19 protein-coding genes are annotated in these 16,458 nt (G+C 32.0%); 14 read left to right on the plus strand and 5 right to left on the minus strand.

The window, feature by feature from the left end; translation table 11 throughout:
- Nucleotide 1: 1 nt before the first annotated feature.
- Nucleotides 2-1,318, minus strand: a complete 1,317-nt coding sequence (gene aroA, locus HA141_RS03355; protein WP_209116892.1) for a 3-phosphoshikimate 1-carboxyvinyltransferase — start codon at nucleotides 1,316-1,318, stop codon at nucleotides 2-4.
- Nucleotides 1,319-1,445: 127 nt separating this feature from the next.
- Between aroA and HA141_RS03360 the strand changes: the two genes are divergently transcribed.
- From HA141_RS03360 to acs, 6 genes are all read left to right on the plus strand, one after another.
- Nucleotides 1,446-2,174, plus strand: a complete 729-nt coding sequence (locus tag HA141_RS03360; RefSeq protein ID WP_209117909.1) for a 2-phosphosulfolactate phosphatase family protein — start codon at nucleotides 1,446-1,448, stop codon at nucleotides 2,172-2,174.
- Between the two features lie 30 nt (nucleotides 2,175-2,204).
- Entirely contained in the window at nucleotides 2,205-3,032 is an 828-nt protein-coding gene (locus HA141_RS03365) for a carbon-nitrogen hydrolase family protein (protein WP_209116894.1), read from the plus strand.
- A complete protein-coding gene (locus HA141_RS03370; RefSeq protein WP_209116896.1) occupies nucleotides 3,032-4,117 on the plus strand; it encodes an N-acetylmuramoyl-L-alanine amidase in 1,086 nt (361 codons plus the stop codon). The genes HA141_RS03365 and HA141_RS03370 overlap by 1 nt, the downstream gene beginning before the upstream one ends.
- Entirely contained in the window at nucleotides 4,114-4,908 is a 795-nt protein-coding gene (murI, locus tag HA141_RS03375) for a glutamate racemase (protein WP_209116898.1), read from the plus strand. Before HA141_RS03370 ends, murI begins: the two co-directional genes overlap by 4 nt.
- Nucleotides 4,909-4,935: 27 nt before the next feature.
- Nucleotides 4,936-5,907 carry a solanesyl diphosphate synthase gene (sds, locus tag HA141_RS03380; protein ID WP_209116900.1) on the plus strand — a complete coding sequence of 324 codons (972 nt, stop codon included), beginning with the start codon at nucleotides 4,936-4,938 and terminating at the stop codon, nucleotides 5,905-5,907.
- A gap of 93 nt (nucleotides 5,908-6,000) precedes the next feature.
- Nucleotides 6,001-7,983 (plus strand): acetate--CoA ligase, encoded by a 1,983-nt coding sequence (gene acs, locus HA141_RS03385; protein ID WP_209116902.1) that lies wholly within the window; start codon nucleotides 6,001-6,003, stop codon nucleotides 7,981-7,983.
- Here acs and HA141_RS03390 read toward each other — a convergent pair.
- Nucleotides 7,980-8,702, minus strand: coding sequence for a DUF1350 family protein (locus tag HA141_RS03390; RefSeq protein ID WP_209116904.1), 723 nt, complete (start codon nucleotides 8,700-8,702; stop codon nucleotides 7,980-7,982). The two genes, acs and HA141_RS03390, sit on opposite strands and share 4 nt — an antisense overlap.
- Nucleotides 8,703-8,817: 115 nt before the next feature.
- Between HA141_RS03390 and HA141_RS03395 the strand changes: the two genes are divergently transcribed.
- Nucleotides 8,818-9,597 carry a 3'-5' exonuclease gene (locus HA141_RS03395; protein WP_209116907.1) on the plus strand — a complete coding sequence of 260 codons (780 nt, stop codon included), beginning with the start codon at nucleotides 8,818-8,820 and terminating at the stop codon, nucleotides 9,595-9,597.
- A 30-nt stretch (nucleotides 9,598-9,627) separates the two neighbouring features.
- On the opposite strand, the gene HA141_RS03400 is transcribed toward HA141_RS03395, so the two are convergent.
- Complete coding sequence (locus HA141_RS03400) at nucleotides 9,628-10,050, minus strand: hypothetical protein (RefSeq protein ID WP_209116910.1); 423 nt, start codon at nucleotides 10,048-10,050, stop codon at nucleotides 9,628-9,630.
- A gap of 98 nt (nucleotides 10,051-10,148) precedes the next feature.
- Here HA141_RS03400 and hisS point away from each other — a divergent pair, with 98 nt between their 5' ends.
- From hisS to HA141_RS03420, 4 genes are all read left to right on the plus strand, one after another.
- Nucleotides 10,149-11,432, plus strand: a complete 1,284-nt coding sequence (gene hisS, locus HA141_RS03405; RefSeq protein ID WP_209116912.1) for a histidine--tRNA ligase — start codon at nucleotides 10,149-10,151, stop codon at nucleotides 11,430-11,432.
- An 89-nt stretch (nucleotides 11,433-11,521) separates the two neighbouring features.
- A complete protein-coding gene (locus HA141_RS03410; protein ID WP_245157264.1) occupies nucleotides 11,522-11,722 on the plus strand; it encodes a glycoprotein in 201 nt (66 codons plus the stop codon).
- A gap of 2 nt (nucleotides 11,723-11,724) precedes the next feature.
- Nucleotides 11,725-12,024, plus strand: a complete 300-nt coding sequence (locus HA141_RS03415; RefSeq protein WP_209116916.1) for a TIGR02450 family Trp-rich protein — start codon at nucleotides 11,725-11,727, stop codon at nucleotides 12,022-12,024.
- A gap of 136 nt (nucleotides 12,025-12,160) precedes the next feature.
- The gene (locus tag HA141_RS03420) at nucleotides 12,161-12,394 is read left to right on the plus strand and encodes a hypothetical protein (RefSeq protein WP_209116918.1); all 234 of its coding nucleotides are present in this window, start codon (nucleotides 12,161-12,163) and stop codon (nucleotides 12,392-12,394) included.
- Nucleotides 12,395-12,437: 43 nt separating this feature from the next.
- Here HA141_RS03420 and HA141_RS03425 read toward each other — a convergent pair whose 3' ends face one another.
- A complete protein-coding gene (locus tag HA141_RS03425) occupies nucleotides 12,438-12,614 on the minus strand; it encodes a hypothetical protein (RefSeq protein ID WP_167315821.1) in 177 nt (58 codons plus the stop codon).
- 330 nt (nucleotides 12,615-12,944) lie between these two features.
- Between HA141_RS03425 and HA141_RS03430 the strand changes: the two genes are divergently transcribed.
- From HA141_RS03430 to HA141_RS03440, 3 genes are all read left to right on the plus strand, one after another.
- The gene (locus HA141_RS03430) at nucleotides 12,945-14,003 is read left to right on the plus strand and encodes a chlorophyll a/b binding light-harvesting protein (RefSeq protein ID WP_011818131.1); all 1,059 of its coding nucleotides are present in this window, start codon (nucleotides 12,945-12,947) and stop codon (nucleotides 14,001-14,003) included.
- Between the two features lie 93 nt (nucleotides 14,004-14,096).
- Nucleotides 14,097-15,485 (plus strand): sodium:solute symporter, encoded by a 1,389-nt coding sequence (locus tag HA141_RS03435; protein WP_209116920.1) that lies wholly within the window; start codon nucleotides 14,097-14,099, stop codon nucleotides 15,483-15,485.
- A 36-nt stretch (nucleotides 15,486-15,521) separates the two neighbouring features.
- Nucleotides 15,522-15,779: a hypothetical protein gene (locus HA141_RS03440; protein WP_011862645.1), complete on the plus strand. Its 258-nt coding sequence runs from the start codon at nucleotides 15,522-15,524 to the stop codon at nucleotides 15,777-15,779.
- Here the strand turns inward: HA141_RS03440 and HA141_RS03445 are convergent.
- Nucleotides 15,776-16,435: a glutathione S-transferase gene (locus tag HA141_RS03445; protein WP_209116922.1), complete on the minus strand. Its 660-nt coding sequence runs from the start codon at nucleotides 16,433-16,435 to the stop codon at nucleotides 15,776-15,778. The genes HA141_RS03440 and HA141_RS03445 overlap by 4 nt on opposite strands.
- Nucleotides 16,436-16,458 lie beyond the last annotated feature (23 nt).

The following is a 16,458-nucleotide window of genomic DNA, read 5'->3' on the forward strand; positions in this document are numbered from 1 at the left end:
GTTAATTAATTAATTTGGCAAGGTCTTCCCAAAATGCGGGATAAGATACGATAGAGGCATCAGCTCTCATTATTTTTGAGGTCCCTTTGGCGAGAAGTGAAGCAATAGCGAGACTCATTGCTACTCGATGATCAGTCTCACTGTCTACTTCCGCGGAATGAAATTTTGATTGACCATTAATTATTAGCCCATCATCTTTCTCTATTATTTCAGCGCCGAATTTGTTCAACTGTCTTGCCATGACTTTTAATCGGTCAGTTTCCTTAACTCTTAATTCCTGTGCATCCTTAATTTCAGAAACTCCATTACAAAAACATGCAGCCACAGTTAGTATAGGAATCTCATCTATAAGTTTTGGGAGAATATCTCCTTCAATAGTGAATGATCTTAAATTATTTGAAGTCTTTACTCTAATAGATCCGATAGGTTCACCTGCAATAGTCGATTTATCTAAAATCTCATAATTGCACCCCATTGAATCCATTACATTCAAAATTCCTGTTCTAGTTGGATTTAATCCGACATTCTGAATTAAAACCTCGGAATTTGGAACAATAGATGCAGCAATCATCCAAAAAGAAGCAGAGCTTATGTCTCCAGGAATCAGTATTCTTTGGCCAATTAAGTTACCTCCTGACTTGATAACTACATTTCTTCCTAATTCTCCTCTGATACTGATGTCTGCTCCAAATGCTTTTAACATTCTTTCAGTATGATCTCTTGAAGATGCTGGTTCAATAACAGAAGTTGTTCCAGAAGCTTTAAGGCCTGCCAATAAAATTGCAGATTTTACTTGAGCACTCGCTACAGGGGTTCCAATAACACATCCTTTAAGTTTATTCCCATCAATTGAGATTGGAGCTTTGTTTCCTTTTTCTCTACCAAAAATTTTGCCACCCATCAACGATAATGGTTTGCCCACTCTCCCCATTGGCCTTTCATTAAGAGAAATATCACCCGTTAAGATAAAATTCTTGCCTTCTTGACCGGCAAGTAACCCCATTAATAATCTCATGGTGGTTCCCGAATTTCCACAATTTAGAATTTCTTTGGGCTCTTTAAATCCATTAAGACCCAATCCTGAAATCGTAAAAGGCTCATTTTCTCTTATCTCTGGTATGTTTACACCTAATTTTCTAAGACAATCAGCAGTTGAAAGTGGATCTTCAGAATGTAAAAACCCCTCAATAGTCGTCTCACCCTTAGCAATACTTCCTATTATTAAAGCTCTATGAGAAATAGATTTATCTCCAGGTACTTTTACTTTTCCTATTAAATTAACTCCACCTTTTATTGTGCGGATATTATTCATTTTCAAATTAAATACTTGATAAGTTTATGTAAAAACAAATTAGTTATATATTATCAATAAGTTTGTTTTTAAAAAAAAAATAATCAAATTAAGTAACTGTTTTCTATAATAAGAGTAGAAAAAGGACTTAATTATTAATCTTACTTATTATCACGTTGCAAAGGATGTTCCAGAAATAAGTCCAAACATTGCAGTTGTCATTGATGTTTTAAGAGCTACAACTACAATCTCTTGGGCTTTAAAAAACGGGGCTGATTCAATACAAGTTTTCGCAGATTTAGATTTATTAAAAGAATCAGCAATTAACTGGCAAGCTGAAAAGAGACTAATGATCGGAGAGAGAGGTGGAAAGAAGATTGAGGGCTTTGATTTAGGAAATTCTCCTTTATCAGTTACAAAGAAAATTGTTAATGGTAAAAGACTATTTATGAGTACAACTAATGGGACTAAATCATTGCAAAAAGTTCAAAATGCTAAGCATTTATTTGCTATGGGTCTTCCAAATAGGAAAGCAGTTGCCGAAAAAATCATTTCATTAAAAAGTGAAAATATTTTAATACTTGGTAGTGGTTGGGAAGGCTCTTATTCACTTGAGGATTCTTTAGCTGCCGGTGCTTTGGCCTCATATCTAATAGAGAATTGTAGTTTCGAAATTAATATTATGAATGATGAATTACAAGCTGCTTTGGCACTTTGGGATGTCTGGAAAAATGATATTTTGAAATGTTTAAAAACAGCAACCCATGGCAAAAGATTGACAAGTCTTGGAGATTATGAGGATGATTTTAAATGTTGCTCTGAACTTGATTGCTTAGATATTGTTCCGGCTCAAGTTGAAAGAGGTGTAATTCGTGCCTCATGATTTACGAATTGGTTCATTAGGAGTAAAGTCTTGACTGATTTTTTGGTAGCTGCATTGCAAATTACAAGTACTTCAAATGTTGAAGCAAATTTTACTGAAGCAGAAGAACAGATTGAATTAGCTGCTAGAAGAGGTGCTGAGTTAATAGGATTGCCTGAGAATTTTGCTTTTTTAGGAGGAGATGATGAGAAACTTAGATTAGCTTCTGAATTGTCAGAGAAGTGTGCAAATTTTCTAAAAACTATGTCCCAAAGATATCAAGTATTTCTTTTAGGAGGAGGGTATCCTGTCCCTGCTGGTGATGATAGTCATACTTTTAATAGGTCAGCCTTATTTGGGAAAGATGGACAGATTTTGGCAAAATATGACAAGATTCATTTGTTTGATGTTGATTTACCGGATGGAAATTTATACAAGGAATCATCTACTATTTTATCCGGAGGAGAGTATCCACCCGTTGTAGATGTCCCAGGTTTATGCAAGATAGGATTGTCGATTTGTTACGACGTTAGATTTCCTGAACTCTATAGATATTTGTCTTCAAATGGTGCAGAGCTAATTATGATTCCCGCAGCTTTTACAGCATTTACTGGAAAAGATCATTGGCAAATCCTATTACAAGCAAGAGCAATTGAGAATACAGCATATGTAGTCGCTCCAGCTCAAACTGGGATTCATTATGGAAGAAGGCAAAGTCATGGCCATGCAATGGTAATTGACCCTTGGGGTACAGTTTTATCTGATGCTGGAAAAACTCAGGGAGCTGCAATAGCACCTGCTGATAAAGAAAGAGTAAAGAAAATTAGGGAGCAGATGCCAAGCCTTAAACATAGAAAAAACAAATTGTTTTCGAACTAATGATAAAGTTTTTAGAAAATAAACTTTTTCGTTATTTATCCGTTTTTTTATTTTTAAATTCTTCGATCCTTCCAGTTAAATCTTCAAGTGCTCTGGCGGCATGGGCAATAAATACTAATGGGGTTTTAGAATTAAGAACTAAATCAAATACAAATTTAAAAGCATACTTTCAGAAGGCTAATCAAATATCGGGCGATAGATTCTGGGTAGATTTTCCAGGAGAGTTAAAAAATCCCAGAACAATAAAAGGTAATGGCCCAATAAAAGAAATTAGATTAGGTAAACCAGATAAGGGTAAAACAAGATTAGTAATTGAATTTAAGGAAGAGACTTATTTGAAACCTTTGACTTGGCAAATGGTTGGCTTAGATCAAAATAGATGGAGAATTAAACTATTTAACCCAAAATATTCATTTAAAAAGATTGGTGAAGGTTTAGTTGAAAAGAAAAGAGGAAATATCAAAGCAAATCAAAATTTAATTAATAAGAAGAGAAACAATTATGGTTACTTGAAACTACCAGAGGTAAAACGAAACAAGTTTGAGGTTGTAATCGATCCAGGGCATGGAGGACCTGATCCAGGAGCAATAGGTATTGGTGGTATTAGAGAAACAGATGTTGTTCTAGAGATTTCAAAAATAGTTAAAAAATTACTTTCTGAGAAAGGTATCAAAGTAAGAATGACTAGAACAAATGAAGTTGATTTGGATTTGCCTCCAAGAGTTTCCATTGCTAATAATACGGGTGCAGATATCTTTGTAAGTATTCATGCAAATGCCTCAAGAGGTAAAAGAAGAGACATAAATGGATTGGAAACCTTTTATTACAGAGGGTGGAGAGGAAGATTACTTGCGAAAAGAATTCAAAAACAAATTTTAAGAGTTTCTCCTGGGAGTCCTGATCGAGGAGTTAAACAAGGTCGATTTTATGTAATTAAAAATACTAGGATGCCTGCAGTTCTTGTAGAAATTGGATTTTTAACGGGAAGATTAGATGCAAGAAGATTAGAAAAAATAACCCATCGAAAAAGATTAGCCTATGCAATTGCAAAAGGCATCCTCGAATATCTAGATAAAGTAGGGTGAAACTTAAAATAGGTATATTTGATAGCGGAATAGGTGGTTTTACCGTCCTTAATTCTTTACTAAAAACACGTAATGATATGGAAGTTTTTTATTTGGCGGATACAAAAAGAATACCTTTTGGGAACAAAAATAATAAAGAGATAAGATTAATTGCAAAGGAGATTTGTACTTTTTTTGTTGATAAGAATTTGGATGCACTTTTAGTTGCTTGTAACACTACAAATGCGTGTGCCCTTGATATTCTGGAAGATAATCTAAAGGTTCCTTGTTTTGACCTTATAAACTCAGTTTCTGAAACAGTAAATAAACAGATAATTGGTGTGTTGGCTACAAAAACAACAGTCAGATCTTCATATTACAAAAAAGCTTTAAATTCTAAAAAGGATAATTTGAAAATATTTCAACAAGAATGTCCAGAATTTGTATCAGAAATAGAAAAAGAAAAGCTCAATTTCGATAAATTAGATTATCTTTCGGATTTGTATCTAAGACCTCTATTAACTAGAAATATTGAAGAATTAATACTTGGATGTAGTCATTATCCATTAATTTATGACTTTTTAAGAAAAAAAGTTGATTCAAATATAAAAATTATTGATCCAGCGGAAGCGTTAATAAAAAAATTTAATGAAACTTTTACTAATTCAAAAAAAGACTGCTATGAAAGTCTTTCAAATGAATATATAAAATTCTTTGTTACTTCAGAAAAAGATGAATTTTCCAAAAAAGTAAAATTTTGGCTTGAAATTAATAAAGAAATTAGGTTGGTTAACCTCCGAAGCATTGTTTGATTCCTTAATATATAAGAGAGGGCAACAATGAACACAGTAACAGAACTACTACAACCAGTTGAAAATGATCTTGATGATCTCATTCTTGAACTGAAAAATCTAATTGGAGCTGGTCATCCAATTCTTCAAGCCGCAGCAGAGCATTTATTTAGTGCGGGCGGAAAAAGACTGAGACCTGGAATAGTTTTGTTGATTTCAAAAGCTATATCCCATGAATTTAATTTAAAAGATAAACATAAAAGACTTGCTGAAATAACTGAAATGATTCATACGGCATCATTAGTCCATGATGATGTTGTTGATGAGGCTTCTACAAGAAGAGGCGTAGATACTGTACATAGCAGATTTAATACTCGAGTAGCTGTATTGGCTGGTGATTTTTTATTCGCTCAAGCAAGTTGGCATTTAGCCAATCTTGATAATGTTAATGTTGTTAAATTACTTAGTAGAGTAATAATGGATTTAGCAGAAGGTGAAATTAAACAGAATTTAAATAGATTCGATTCGGCTCAATCTTTTTCCAAATACATAAATAAAAGTTATTGTAAAACGGCATCTTTAATTGCTAATAGTTGTAAAGCTGCAGGTGTTTTAAGTGATCTTAATGATGAAAAATTAAATGCTCTTTACGATTTTGGTAAAAATATTGGTCTTGCATTCCAAGTTGTAGATGACATACTTGATTTTACTGGAAACGATAAACAACTCGGAAAACCTGCTGTTAGTGACCTAGCTAGTGGATACCTAACTGCACCAGTTTTGTATGCCTTGGAAGAGAATAAGAAGTTGTCTGTTCTCATAAATAGAGAACTTGTTGAAAAAGATGATTTAGATCATGCTCTTGGTATTATTATGAATTCTAATGCCATTGAAAGTTCTAGAAAACTAGCTGAAAATTTTGCAATGCTCTCTAAAGAAGCTATATCTTGGATTCCTGATTCAGAATATAAAAGAGCTTTAATGGCACTGCCGGAATTTGTTCTAGGTCGCATTTATTAGATCTAGTAAAAAAAAATTTTCAGCTAAATTAATATTAAAATTTTTGAAAACAATAATTTTTTCGACTAAATTTATTAAGCATAGATTTATTTAATGGCATTAGATAAGAAAAATTCAATTAATAACATACTTGAAGAAAAGAGAATTTTCCCTCCATCAAAAAAATTTGCAGAAAACTCAAATATTAGTACTCAAGAAGAATTACTAAGTCTAAAAAAACAAGCAATAGATAACCCGACTCAATTTTGGGAATCTTTTGCAAAATCCGAATTAGATTGGTTCGAGCCATTTCAAACTGTATTAGATAGCGATAATGCACCTTTTTTTAAGTGGTTTAAAGAAGGAAAAATCAATATTACATTTAATTGCTTAGATAGACATATTAAGAGAGGTCTTGGAGAGAAAACTGCACTGATATGGGAAGGTGAACCTGGAGATAACAAAAAATATACTTATAATGAACTCCTAAAAGAAGTATGCAAAGCAGCTAATGGATTAAAAGCGATTGGAGTAAAAAAAGGAGATTTGGTATGTATATATATGCCAATGATACCTGAGGCAATGTTTGCGATGCTAGCTTGTGCCAGAATTGGGGCCCCGCATTCAGTTGTATTTGGGGGTTTTTCTTCAGAAGCTTTAAAAGATAGATTAATTGATGGAAATGCAAGATTTGTTATTACTGCGGATGGTGGTTTTAGAAAAGATAAGGTAATTGAGCTCAAGCAAGCAGTTGATACAGCAATTGAAAGTGGGGCACATAAAGTTGTTGAAAAAGTAATTGTTGTTCAAAGAACAAAAAAAAATATTTCTATGGTTGATGATAGAGATTTTTGGTGGCACGAATTATTTAAAGATCAAAAAGATGAGTGTGAACCTGAAATAATGAATAGCGAAGATAGACTTTTTATTCTTTATACCTCAGGCTCTACTGGAAAACCTAAAGGTGTAGTTCATACTACAGGGGGTTATAATCTTTGGTCCCATTTGACATTTAAATGGATTTTTGATTTAAAAGATGAAGATATTTACTGGTGTACTGCTGATGTTGGTTGGATTACTGGCCACAGTTATATAGTTTATGGGCCGTTATCTAATGGCGCTACGACCTTAATGTATGAGGGAGTTCCAAGGCCTTCGAATTTAGGTGCTTTTTGGGAAATTGTTCAGAAATATAAGGTTTCCATTTTTTATACCGCACCAACTGCGATAAGAGCATTTATGAAGTCTGGGCGCGAAATCCCTGATAATTTTAATTTGGAGAGTCTCAGGCTATTGGGTACTGTTGGAGAACCAATTAATCCTGAAGCTTGGATGTGGTATAGAGATGTTATTGGTAAAAATAAATGTCCCATAGTTGATACTTGGTGGCAAACTGAAACTGGAGGCGTAATGATAAGCCCTCTGCCTGGAGTTGTTCCGACAAAGCCGGGATCGGCTACTTTTCCACTTCCAGGAATCGAAGTCGAAATCGTCGATAAGAATGGAGATAAGGTTAAGGAGAACGATGGAGGCTATTTAATTATTAAGAAACCATGGCCAGGAATGATGAGAACAATTCATGGAAACTCAGAGAGATATTTGGAGAGTTATTGGGAATATATTTCCTTTAAAGGAGAAAAAAATGTTTATTTTGCTGGAGATGGAGCACGCATTGATAAAGATGGATATATATGGATTATGGGAAGAGTTGATGATGTCATAAGTGTTTCAGGACATCGGTTAGGAACAATGGAAATAGAATCTGCTTTGGTAAGTCATAAATCAGTTGCAGAGTCTGCAGTCGTTGGTAGAAAAGATGATTTAAAAGGTGAAGTTATAGTTGCTTTTGTATCTCTAGAAAAAGATGTAAACATTTCGTCAGAATTAGAAGAGAATTTAAAGAAACATGTTGTTAATGAAATTGGAATTATCGCAAAGCCTGAAAAAATTATAATTTCTGACTCCCTTCCCAAAACACGTAGTGGAAAAATTATGAGACGAATTTTGAGATCTTTGGCTGCTGGAGAAAAAATTAGTGGTGATATAAGTACTCTTGAAGATAGTTCTGTTTTGGAAAAGCTGAAAGAATTATCCTAATCAGATTCATCAATTAAATTGGAAATTTTTTTAATAGTATTTCTTTTGAATTCATCATCAGCCCAGTCTCCCAAAAAATTTTCTCTTAGTCCTGCGCTTGCAATTATGGTGTGTGAACCTTTTAAAATTACCCCTTTAGAATTATCTTCTTTTCTTGCTTTCAGACAAGAAAATAATCTATCTGTTTGATCTAATTCGTCTGAGTTGAATTTAATTAGGAAGTTATTTTTTTGATGATATGTTTTTTCAATTAATCGTAAAGTTCTTTCAGGGCTTGGACTGAATTCACTATTGAATTCTAATTTTTGAGAAATTTGTTTCAATAATGGAATTGATTTGTTAGCACTGAAGTTATTAAAACTGATTGATATGAATTTTTCGCAATTTCTTCCACCATCAGGGGAAATTAGATGAAGTTTACAGCCTAGGCTATGACCAATTCTTATTGAAGGAATTGATGCTCCTATTCTCTTGGATAAAGATATTCGGCAATTTTTAAAATCCCTCCATGCTTTAAGAGCAAGTTGTTGGTGATCAAATTGTGGAGTGTATTTATATGCATGTACTGCATAGTTTTTATTAATTAAACTCTCTATGAATCTTCTATAAGTCAAATCTGGTTTAGAAGCTAGATAACTTCCACCAATAAATTCCACAATTTTTTTAGGATTTGAAGGCCAATAACAAAAATTATTAAATTGATATTTTGTAAAAGTCATCTTTCATAAACTAAATGTTTTTAAAAGTATTCTCTAACCATGTTTCTTAATTTATATTAATTTAAGAGAAATTTTTATTAAATGCGTCAAGATAAATGAAAGTGTTTTCAGCTAATTGGAACTAATTAACAAAAAAGAATTAAATCAGTTAGATTTTCTTCAAGGCAATATTAATAGTAAACCATCTAAAAAAAGTGATACTAATCAAAATAAGAAAATTGAAAAAATTTTAATTCTTGATACTGAAACAACAGGTTTAGATGAAAATAAAGATGAAGTGATAGAGATAGGTTGTATTTTGTTTGATGTATCTTTTAAATGTGTACTATCACAGGTCTCATTTTTATTTCCAGTTAACAAGAACGAAGCCGAACATGTGAATGGTATTTCTGCAGAAGTTACTAATATTTCTCAACCATGGGAAGATGGATTGAATTTCTTTTTAAAACTTGTTGACTGTTCGGATTTCATTGTCGCTCACAATGTAGAGTTCGATAAGAAATGGTTTGGTAAAGGGAGATTGCCTAAACTTAATAAAAAATGGATATGCAGTTTAGAGGACATTAATTGGTCTTTTCAAAAATCACTAAAGAATAGACCTTCAGTAACTGATCTAGCTTTATCTTTTTCAATACCAGTTTGGAATCTACATAGGGCTTTGTCTGACTGTTTTTATATATCGGAGGTCTTCAAAAAATGTGATAATTTAGAGGAAGTTTTACTTAAAGCTACTGAACCACGGTTTTTATACAAGGCCTTAGTTAGTTACGAAGACAGATCTTTAGCTAAAAATGCTGGGTTTAGATGGAATAATCCTGTTCAAGGAGCTTGGGCAAGAAAATTAACTACTGATGAGGCAAAAAACCTTGGTTTTAGAGTAGAGATTTTGAATTAATATTTAATGAATTTTTGTCAAAGAAAATATTTAGTGCATTTTACAAGGCATCCATTTATTACCCATTTTATGAGCTCCAATACATCCATATTTTGAGGCAGCTTGTTCAGCTTCTTCTTTAGTTTTAAATAAATCTGACGTCATATTTTCCTTATTTGAATTTGAAAAATGTTTGGAATGATCATGGTGATTGTTTTGAGAATTAGGTGAGTACTCCCATATCCCCATAGTAGTAACTCCAGCAGAGATAATTCCCATCCCAACTACTGATAAATTCAGTATTCCCATTGCTACTGCACCAAAAGAGAATACACCCATTGGAACAACTCCAATACTTATAACTCCCATTGGCACTATTCCTACTGAAACTATACCAAGGGGTGCTATTCCAAAAGCAATTTTTTTTGGTTTTGCACCGCAATGCAGATTCTCTTTATTTTTATTAATTTCCAATAGTTTTACTAAATGTTAAATTAAAATTGTCCCACAAAACAACTAATTAAAGTTTAATTTCTACTTGAATTAAAAAATTTGAATTATTTTCTAGAACTTTGAATAACTTAAAAAATCTTAGAGGAACGGTAGATTTGCTGCCTGATCAATTAATAAAGTGGCAAAACGTTGAGAAAATTGTATTAGAGCAGCTTGCAAGAGCATCTATTAATGAAATAAGAACGCCAATACTCGAAATGACTGAATTATTTATAAGAGGAATTGGTGAAGGAACTGATGTTGTCAGTAAGGAAATGTATACATTTATAGATAGAGGGGAGAGATCCTGCACTCTTAGGCCTGAAGGAACCGCTTCAGTTGCTCGAGCGTTAATACAAAATGGAATGTTGTCTAAACATTCTCTTCAAAAACTCTGGTACATGGGGCCTATGTTTCGATATGAAAGACCTCAAGCAGGAAGGCAAAGACAGTTTCATCAGTTAGGTGTTGAGTTTGTTGGATACGATTCAGTTAGAAGTGATGTTGAAATTATTGCTTTAGCTTGGGATATCTTAGGCAAATTAGGAATAAAAGAACTTAATCTTGAAATAAATACTTTGGGCGATCTTAATGATAGATTAAATTTTCAAAAATCCTTTTTAAAATGGCTAGAAATAAATAAAAATTCTCTAGATTTAGATTCTCAGAAAAGGATTACTAAAAATCCCTTAAGGATTTTGGACTCAAAGAATATTCAAACAAAAAAAGCTCTTGAAAATGCACCAAGATTATTTGATTTTTTGTCTGAAAAAAGTCATCACAGATATTTAGGCTTAAAAAAACAATTGGAGGTTTTAAAAATACCTTACGTGGAAAATTTTAATTTAGTAAGAGGTTTAGATTATTACACCCATACTGCTTTTGAAATCACTAGTGGTGCTTTAGGTTCCCAAGCTACAGTTTGCGGGGGAGGAAGATACGATGATTTAATAAAACAAATGGGAGGGCCAAATACCCCGGCAATTGGATTTGCTATTGGTCTAGAAAGATTAATTCTACTAGCAGGAAAAGATCTTGAAGTTCCAAGAAATACTGATATTTATATTATTAATCAAGGCTTAATTGCTGAATCATTAGCTTTGGATTTATCCAGGAAATTAAGAAATTATGATTTGATAGTTGAGTTGGATTTAAGTGGAGCCTCATTTTCTAAACAATTTAAAAAGGCAAATAAAATAAATTCTAAAAGTATTATTGTAATTGGTGATGATGAGGCAGTTAAAGGTGAATTTATTATTAGGCTCTTTGATCAATCATGTGATGGGAACGAAGAAGAGGTTATATCTTTTGAGAATGATATTGAATTGGAAAAATGGATAAATAACAATTTACTTGCAAAGTGATGCTCTTAAAGTTTGCGATAATTTTTCTTTTTATATTTATTTTCTTTTATTTAAGGAATTTTCTTAAACTAAATAGAAAACAAAAAGTTTTGAATGCTAAAAAATTAACAACTTTCAATAAAAAGAATCTTAATAACTGGATGAATTTAACTAAAAAAGAGAGGTATAACTTATCTAAACGAGATTCTGTTAACTATATGGATAGAAGAAAACTTTTATTAGACGAAATTAGAACTGAATATATGAAAATATCTAGAAAAAATTCTGAGCGGAATATTAAGAAAAAATAATTATGGAAAATTACTGGACTTCTAATAAAACCATAAATGGATTGAGACATTTTGTTTTAGTAAATGAGACTAAAGAAAAAGGAAATATTAGTTTTTTAATGGTTTCTGTCCTTGATTCTGAAATTAACCTAACAACTACATACGAAGAATTAATAAATAGTGGAAATTGGCACAAGGGTTGGATCAATCTTTCAAAGCATCAATCGATAACAGAAGAATACCTTAACTATAAATCCATAAATAAAGGAGAGGGTATCGATGAGATATTCATTAATGAAGATTCTTTATTTAATATTTCTTAACTTGATATAAATCTTTCAAATCTCTTTTCTTTGTAAATAAAAGGTTTTTTGTTACTTAATAATTATTTAAAAGTTTTACCCCTTTCAAAAAAATTAAATTAACGTTATCAAGGATTAATAATATTTACTTAATTCAATGTTAGGGGATATGTGGAGCTCATCTGAGTTGACCGCGGAAAAACTAGGAATAACTGAAATTAAACTTTCTTTTTTACGTGAAAATGGAATACTCAAGCCAGGGATTCATTGGAAAAGCTCTCCACTCGGTCAGAAAAAACCTTGGAAACCCAAAGCTTTATACAATATAAAAATGTGCAGACAATTAATTAATAAATTTTATTCTGAAGAAAATTATAATAATGCAGCCTAAAAACTAATATTTTTTGATTAACTTGGAAAAGAATTTTAAATTTTTATTCTATTAGGTTCTCATCCTTACACTCAATAAGAGTGTTTTGTAAAGTTGGATATAAGTTAATCATATTTATATATTGTTTTGATTTTCTGTAAGATTTTGCAGCCTTTTTGTAATGAACTTCAGATTTCATTTCTAGTGAAAATTTTCTAGAAGACTCTTGAGAAGTAGTCATAATAATAGATGTCTTATCTCCTATTTAATAAATGTTTGAGAATGAGGCAATAAAAAGGATGGTTTAATGAAACAAAACATCGTTTAATGTCAGCAAAATGAAATTTATTAAAATAATTTGAATTGGAAAATAATGGTTTATTTTATGAAACTTATATCTCTGAGAATAATTTTTCTTCATTAAATCTACCTTCTTTGCTCTTGGATTTCCTTATGAAGATTTTTTGTTTGGTAATTACTAGGATTACTAACCTTTACAATTTTGTTATTAATTCAACTGTTTGGTGAAATATAAAGTATTCTCGAAACGTTTAAGCTAATCAATTCCTAAATGCAAACCTATGGAAATCCAGATACTACCTATGGATGGTGGGCTGGTAATTCAGGTGTAGCGAATCGCTCAGGAAAATTCATTGCTGCTCATGTAGCTCATGCAGGATTAATTGTTTTCTGGGCGGGTGCATTCACCCTTTTTGAACTTTCACGATTTGACCCAAGCGTCCCAATGGGGCATCAACCTCTAATCGTTCTTCCTCATTTAGCAACTCTTGGAATAGGGTTCGATGCTAATGGTGTAGCTATGGGAGATACTAAACCTGTTCTTGCGATAGCAATAGTTCACTTAGTCTCTTCTATGGTTTTAGCAGCTGGGGGACTTTTACATTCTTTACTTCTTCCTGGAAATCTTGAAGATTCTGATGTGGCAAGAGCCAGAAAATTCAATATTGAATGGGATAATCCAGACAAATTGACATTTATTCTTGGTCACCATCTAATTATTCTTGGTTTCGCAGTTATTGCTTTTGTCGAATGGGCAAGAGTGCATGGAATTTATGATCCAGCTATTGGTTCTGTAAGACAGGTTGAGTATGAATTAAATTTGGCCAAAATTTGGAATCATCAGACAGACTTTTTGACTATTGATAGTTTAGAAGAAGTAATGGGAGGTCATGCTTTCCTTGCTTTCGTTGAGATCACTGGTGGAGCTTGGCATATTGCTACTAAGCAAGTTGGTGAATATACCAAATTCAAAGGTAAAGGTCTTCTATCTGCAGAAGCTGTTCTTTCATGGTCATTAGCTGGAATAGGCTGGATGGCTATTATTGCAGCCTTCTGGAGTGCAGCTAACACAACAGTTTATCCAACTGAATTCTTTGGTGAACCACTTGAATTGAAATTTAGTATTTCTCCTTATTGGGTAGATACTGTTGATCTTCCTGATGGTGAGTACACTTCAAGAGCGTGGTTAGCTAATGTTCATTACTATTTCGGATTCTTCTTTATTCAAGGCCATCTATGGCACGCTTTAAGAGCACTAGGCTTTGACTTCAAGAGAGTTACAAATGCTATCAGTAATATTGATAGTGCAACAGTTACTCTTAAAGATTAATTCTTAAATTTAATTATTTATATCTAAAGGCTCCTCTTACAGGAGCCTTTTTTATTTGAAAAAAATTGTTTATTAATTTAGATTAAGAACTATATGTTTTTGAAATCATTGAATATTTTTTCTTTACAGAATAAAGATATTTTTTCAAATTCTTTTTTAATAAGTTTTTTTGGATTGTTAATAATATTTTTTTTGTTGATTTTTGGGAGAAAATTTAAATTAGCTGTACAACTTGAGAGGTTTGGCTTACCGATAGCAGTTATATCGGGAATTTTAGGTATATCTATAGGCCCATTTGGAGCGATACACTTTTTGCCAAAAGAAACAATCAATGTTTGGAGTAATTTTCCTACTCCTCTTTTATCATTAGTCTTCGCAACTTTAATGATGGGAAGACCCATTCCGAATATAAATGGTTTAGTTAAACCAATTTTTAATCAATTTCTATTAGCTCTTTCCCTAGGTTTTGGACAGTTTTTTGTTGGCGGATTAGTTGTTAGATATTTTCTACCTCAATCTATGGATATAAATCCTCTAATGGGATGTTTAATAGAGGTCGGTTTTGAGGGCGGTCATGGCGCTGCATCAATAATTGGCGAAAGTTTTAATAAACTAGGTTTCCCGAATGGTTTAGATCTTGGTTTGGCTATGGCAACTATGGGTCTTTTATCCTCTTCGATATTGGGTAGTATATTTATTTTTCTTGGTAGAACTTTAGGTCTTTCAGATACTGAGGAAATTGTTGTACAAAATGATAATCCAAAGGAAAAAAATAAGATAGGGATTTTTGCAGATTTAAGAATTTTTATAATAAATCTTGGATTCGCTGGATTGGCAATTTCTTTTGGTGTTTTACTCCTTAAAGTTTTAAGGTATATTTCAAGTTCTTTTGGTGATTTTTCGAAGGAAATTATTTTTTCACTGCCAGTATTCCCTTTTATCCTTATAGGCTCGCTCCTTATTAGATATATTTTAGAGAAAACCAGAAATACAGAATTTATTTCAAATATTCTGCAAAGGGAGATTGGTATTTTATCCACAGATTTATTGATTTTTACAGCTATGGCGAGTTTGGATATTGCAGTTGTTTTTGATAATTGGATACTTATTTTAGTTTTTACTATTTTTGGTTTATTTTGGAATTTAATCTGCATTGCTTATTTTGCATACTTTATTTTTGATGATTATTGGTTTGAAAAAAGCTTGATAGAGTTTGGAAATTCTACAGGTGTAGTAGCTTCTGGGTTACTTCTTTTAAGGCTTGCAGATCCTAAAAATATTTCTAAGACTTTACCAATTTTTACGTCAAAACAGCTTTTCGCTCAGTTAATTCTTTCTGGGGGACTATTTACAGTTCTTGCACCATTAATGATTTCTACAATTGGGTTAAATTATTGGACAGAAATTTGTGCCCTAATTACATTCGCAATTCTTTTTATTGCATTGATTTTTAATAAAGTAGAGATGAAAAAGTTTCAATAAGAACCCTAGAATGGTAATAGCATAAATTTTATCTTAATGTCATTTACTCCCTACGATATTCCACCTCAAGAAAATAAAGGGAAGTGGTTTAGGAGTCATTTACTCGGAAGGGAAATCGAACTTGGTGAATTGTATAGTCTTGGATCAAATGATTTAGATTTGCTTATGGCGGAAACTGCAGAAATCAGAAGCGATCTTGATTTTAAGGAAAAAAATATAGGCAAATTTAGGACCGCAGGATATTTTTTGGAGTTAGCAAGAATAATTGAGAAAAGGAAGTTGTTGGAAAGTTAATTAGATGGGAAATAATTCTTTTTAGAATATGGTTCCCATAATTCGTATTTATACATTAAGGATTTAAATTCTCTATTTTTCTCAAATGAATCTAACCAGTTTTTTATTGAGGATTCAAAATAATTTGTTCTTTTTTGACTTTCACAAGCGATTCTAAATTGTCTTACAAAAGGCCAAATAGACCAATCAGCGATTGTGGGACTATCTCCAAAAAGGTATTTATTTTCTGCAAGAAGATCGTTCAATCTCTTTATAAATTTAATCGCATTTGTGAAATTAAATTCTTCATCACTATTCTTATATCTTGTAGCATATTTAAATCGATCTAAATGATATTTGAATTCGTTATCGTTTTCATTAATGATTTCAAAAATATTTTCTTTTTTGTCCTCAGGAAAATAAATTGATTTGATGTTTTCCTTTTTTGACTCTGAGAGAGCCCACAGGATAATTTCAAGACTTTCTTCAATAACTTCACTATTTTCTTTTATAAGTATTGGAACAGTTTTTGTCTTTGAATTATTTAAAAAATCTAGAGGTTTATTTTTTAAATCAATTTCTCTTATCTCTACTTTTATTTCACAAATTAACAGGGCCCATCTTGCACGAATTGCATATGGACATCTTCGAAATGAATATAAAATATCGTTTTTCATATTGTAAAAACTTTTAATTTCCC

Source organism: Prochlorococcus marinus XMU1402 (assembly GCF_017696205.1).
GTDB classification, from domain to species: Bacteria; Cyanobacteriota; Cyanobacteriia; order PCC-6307; family Cyanobiaceae; genus Prochlorococcus_A; species Prochlorococcus_A marinus_AC.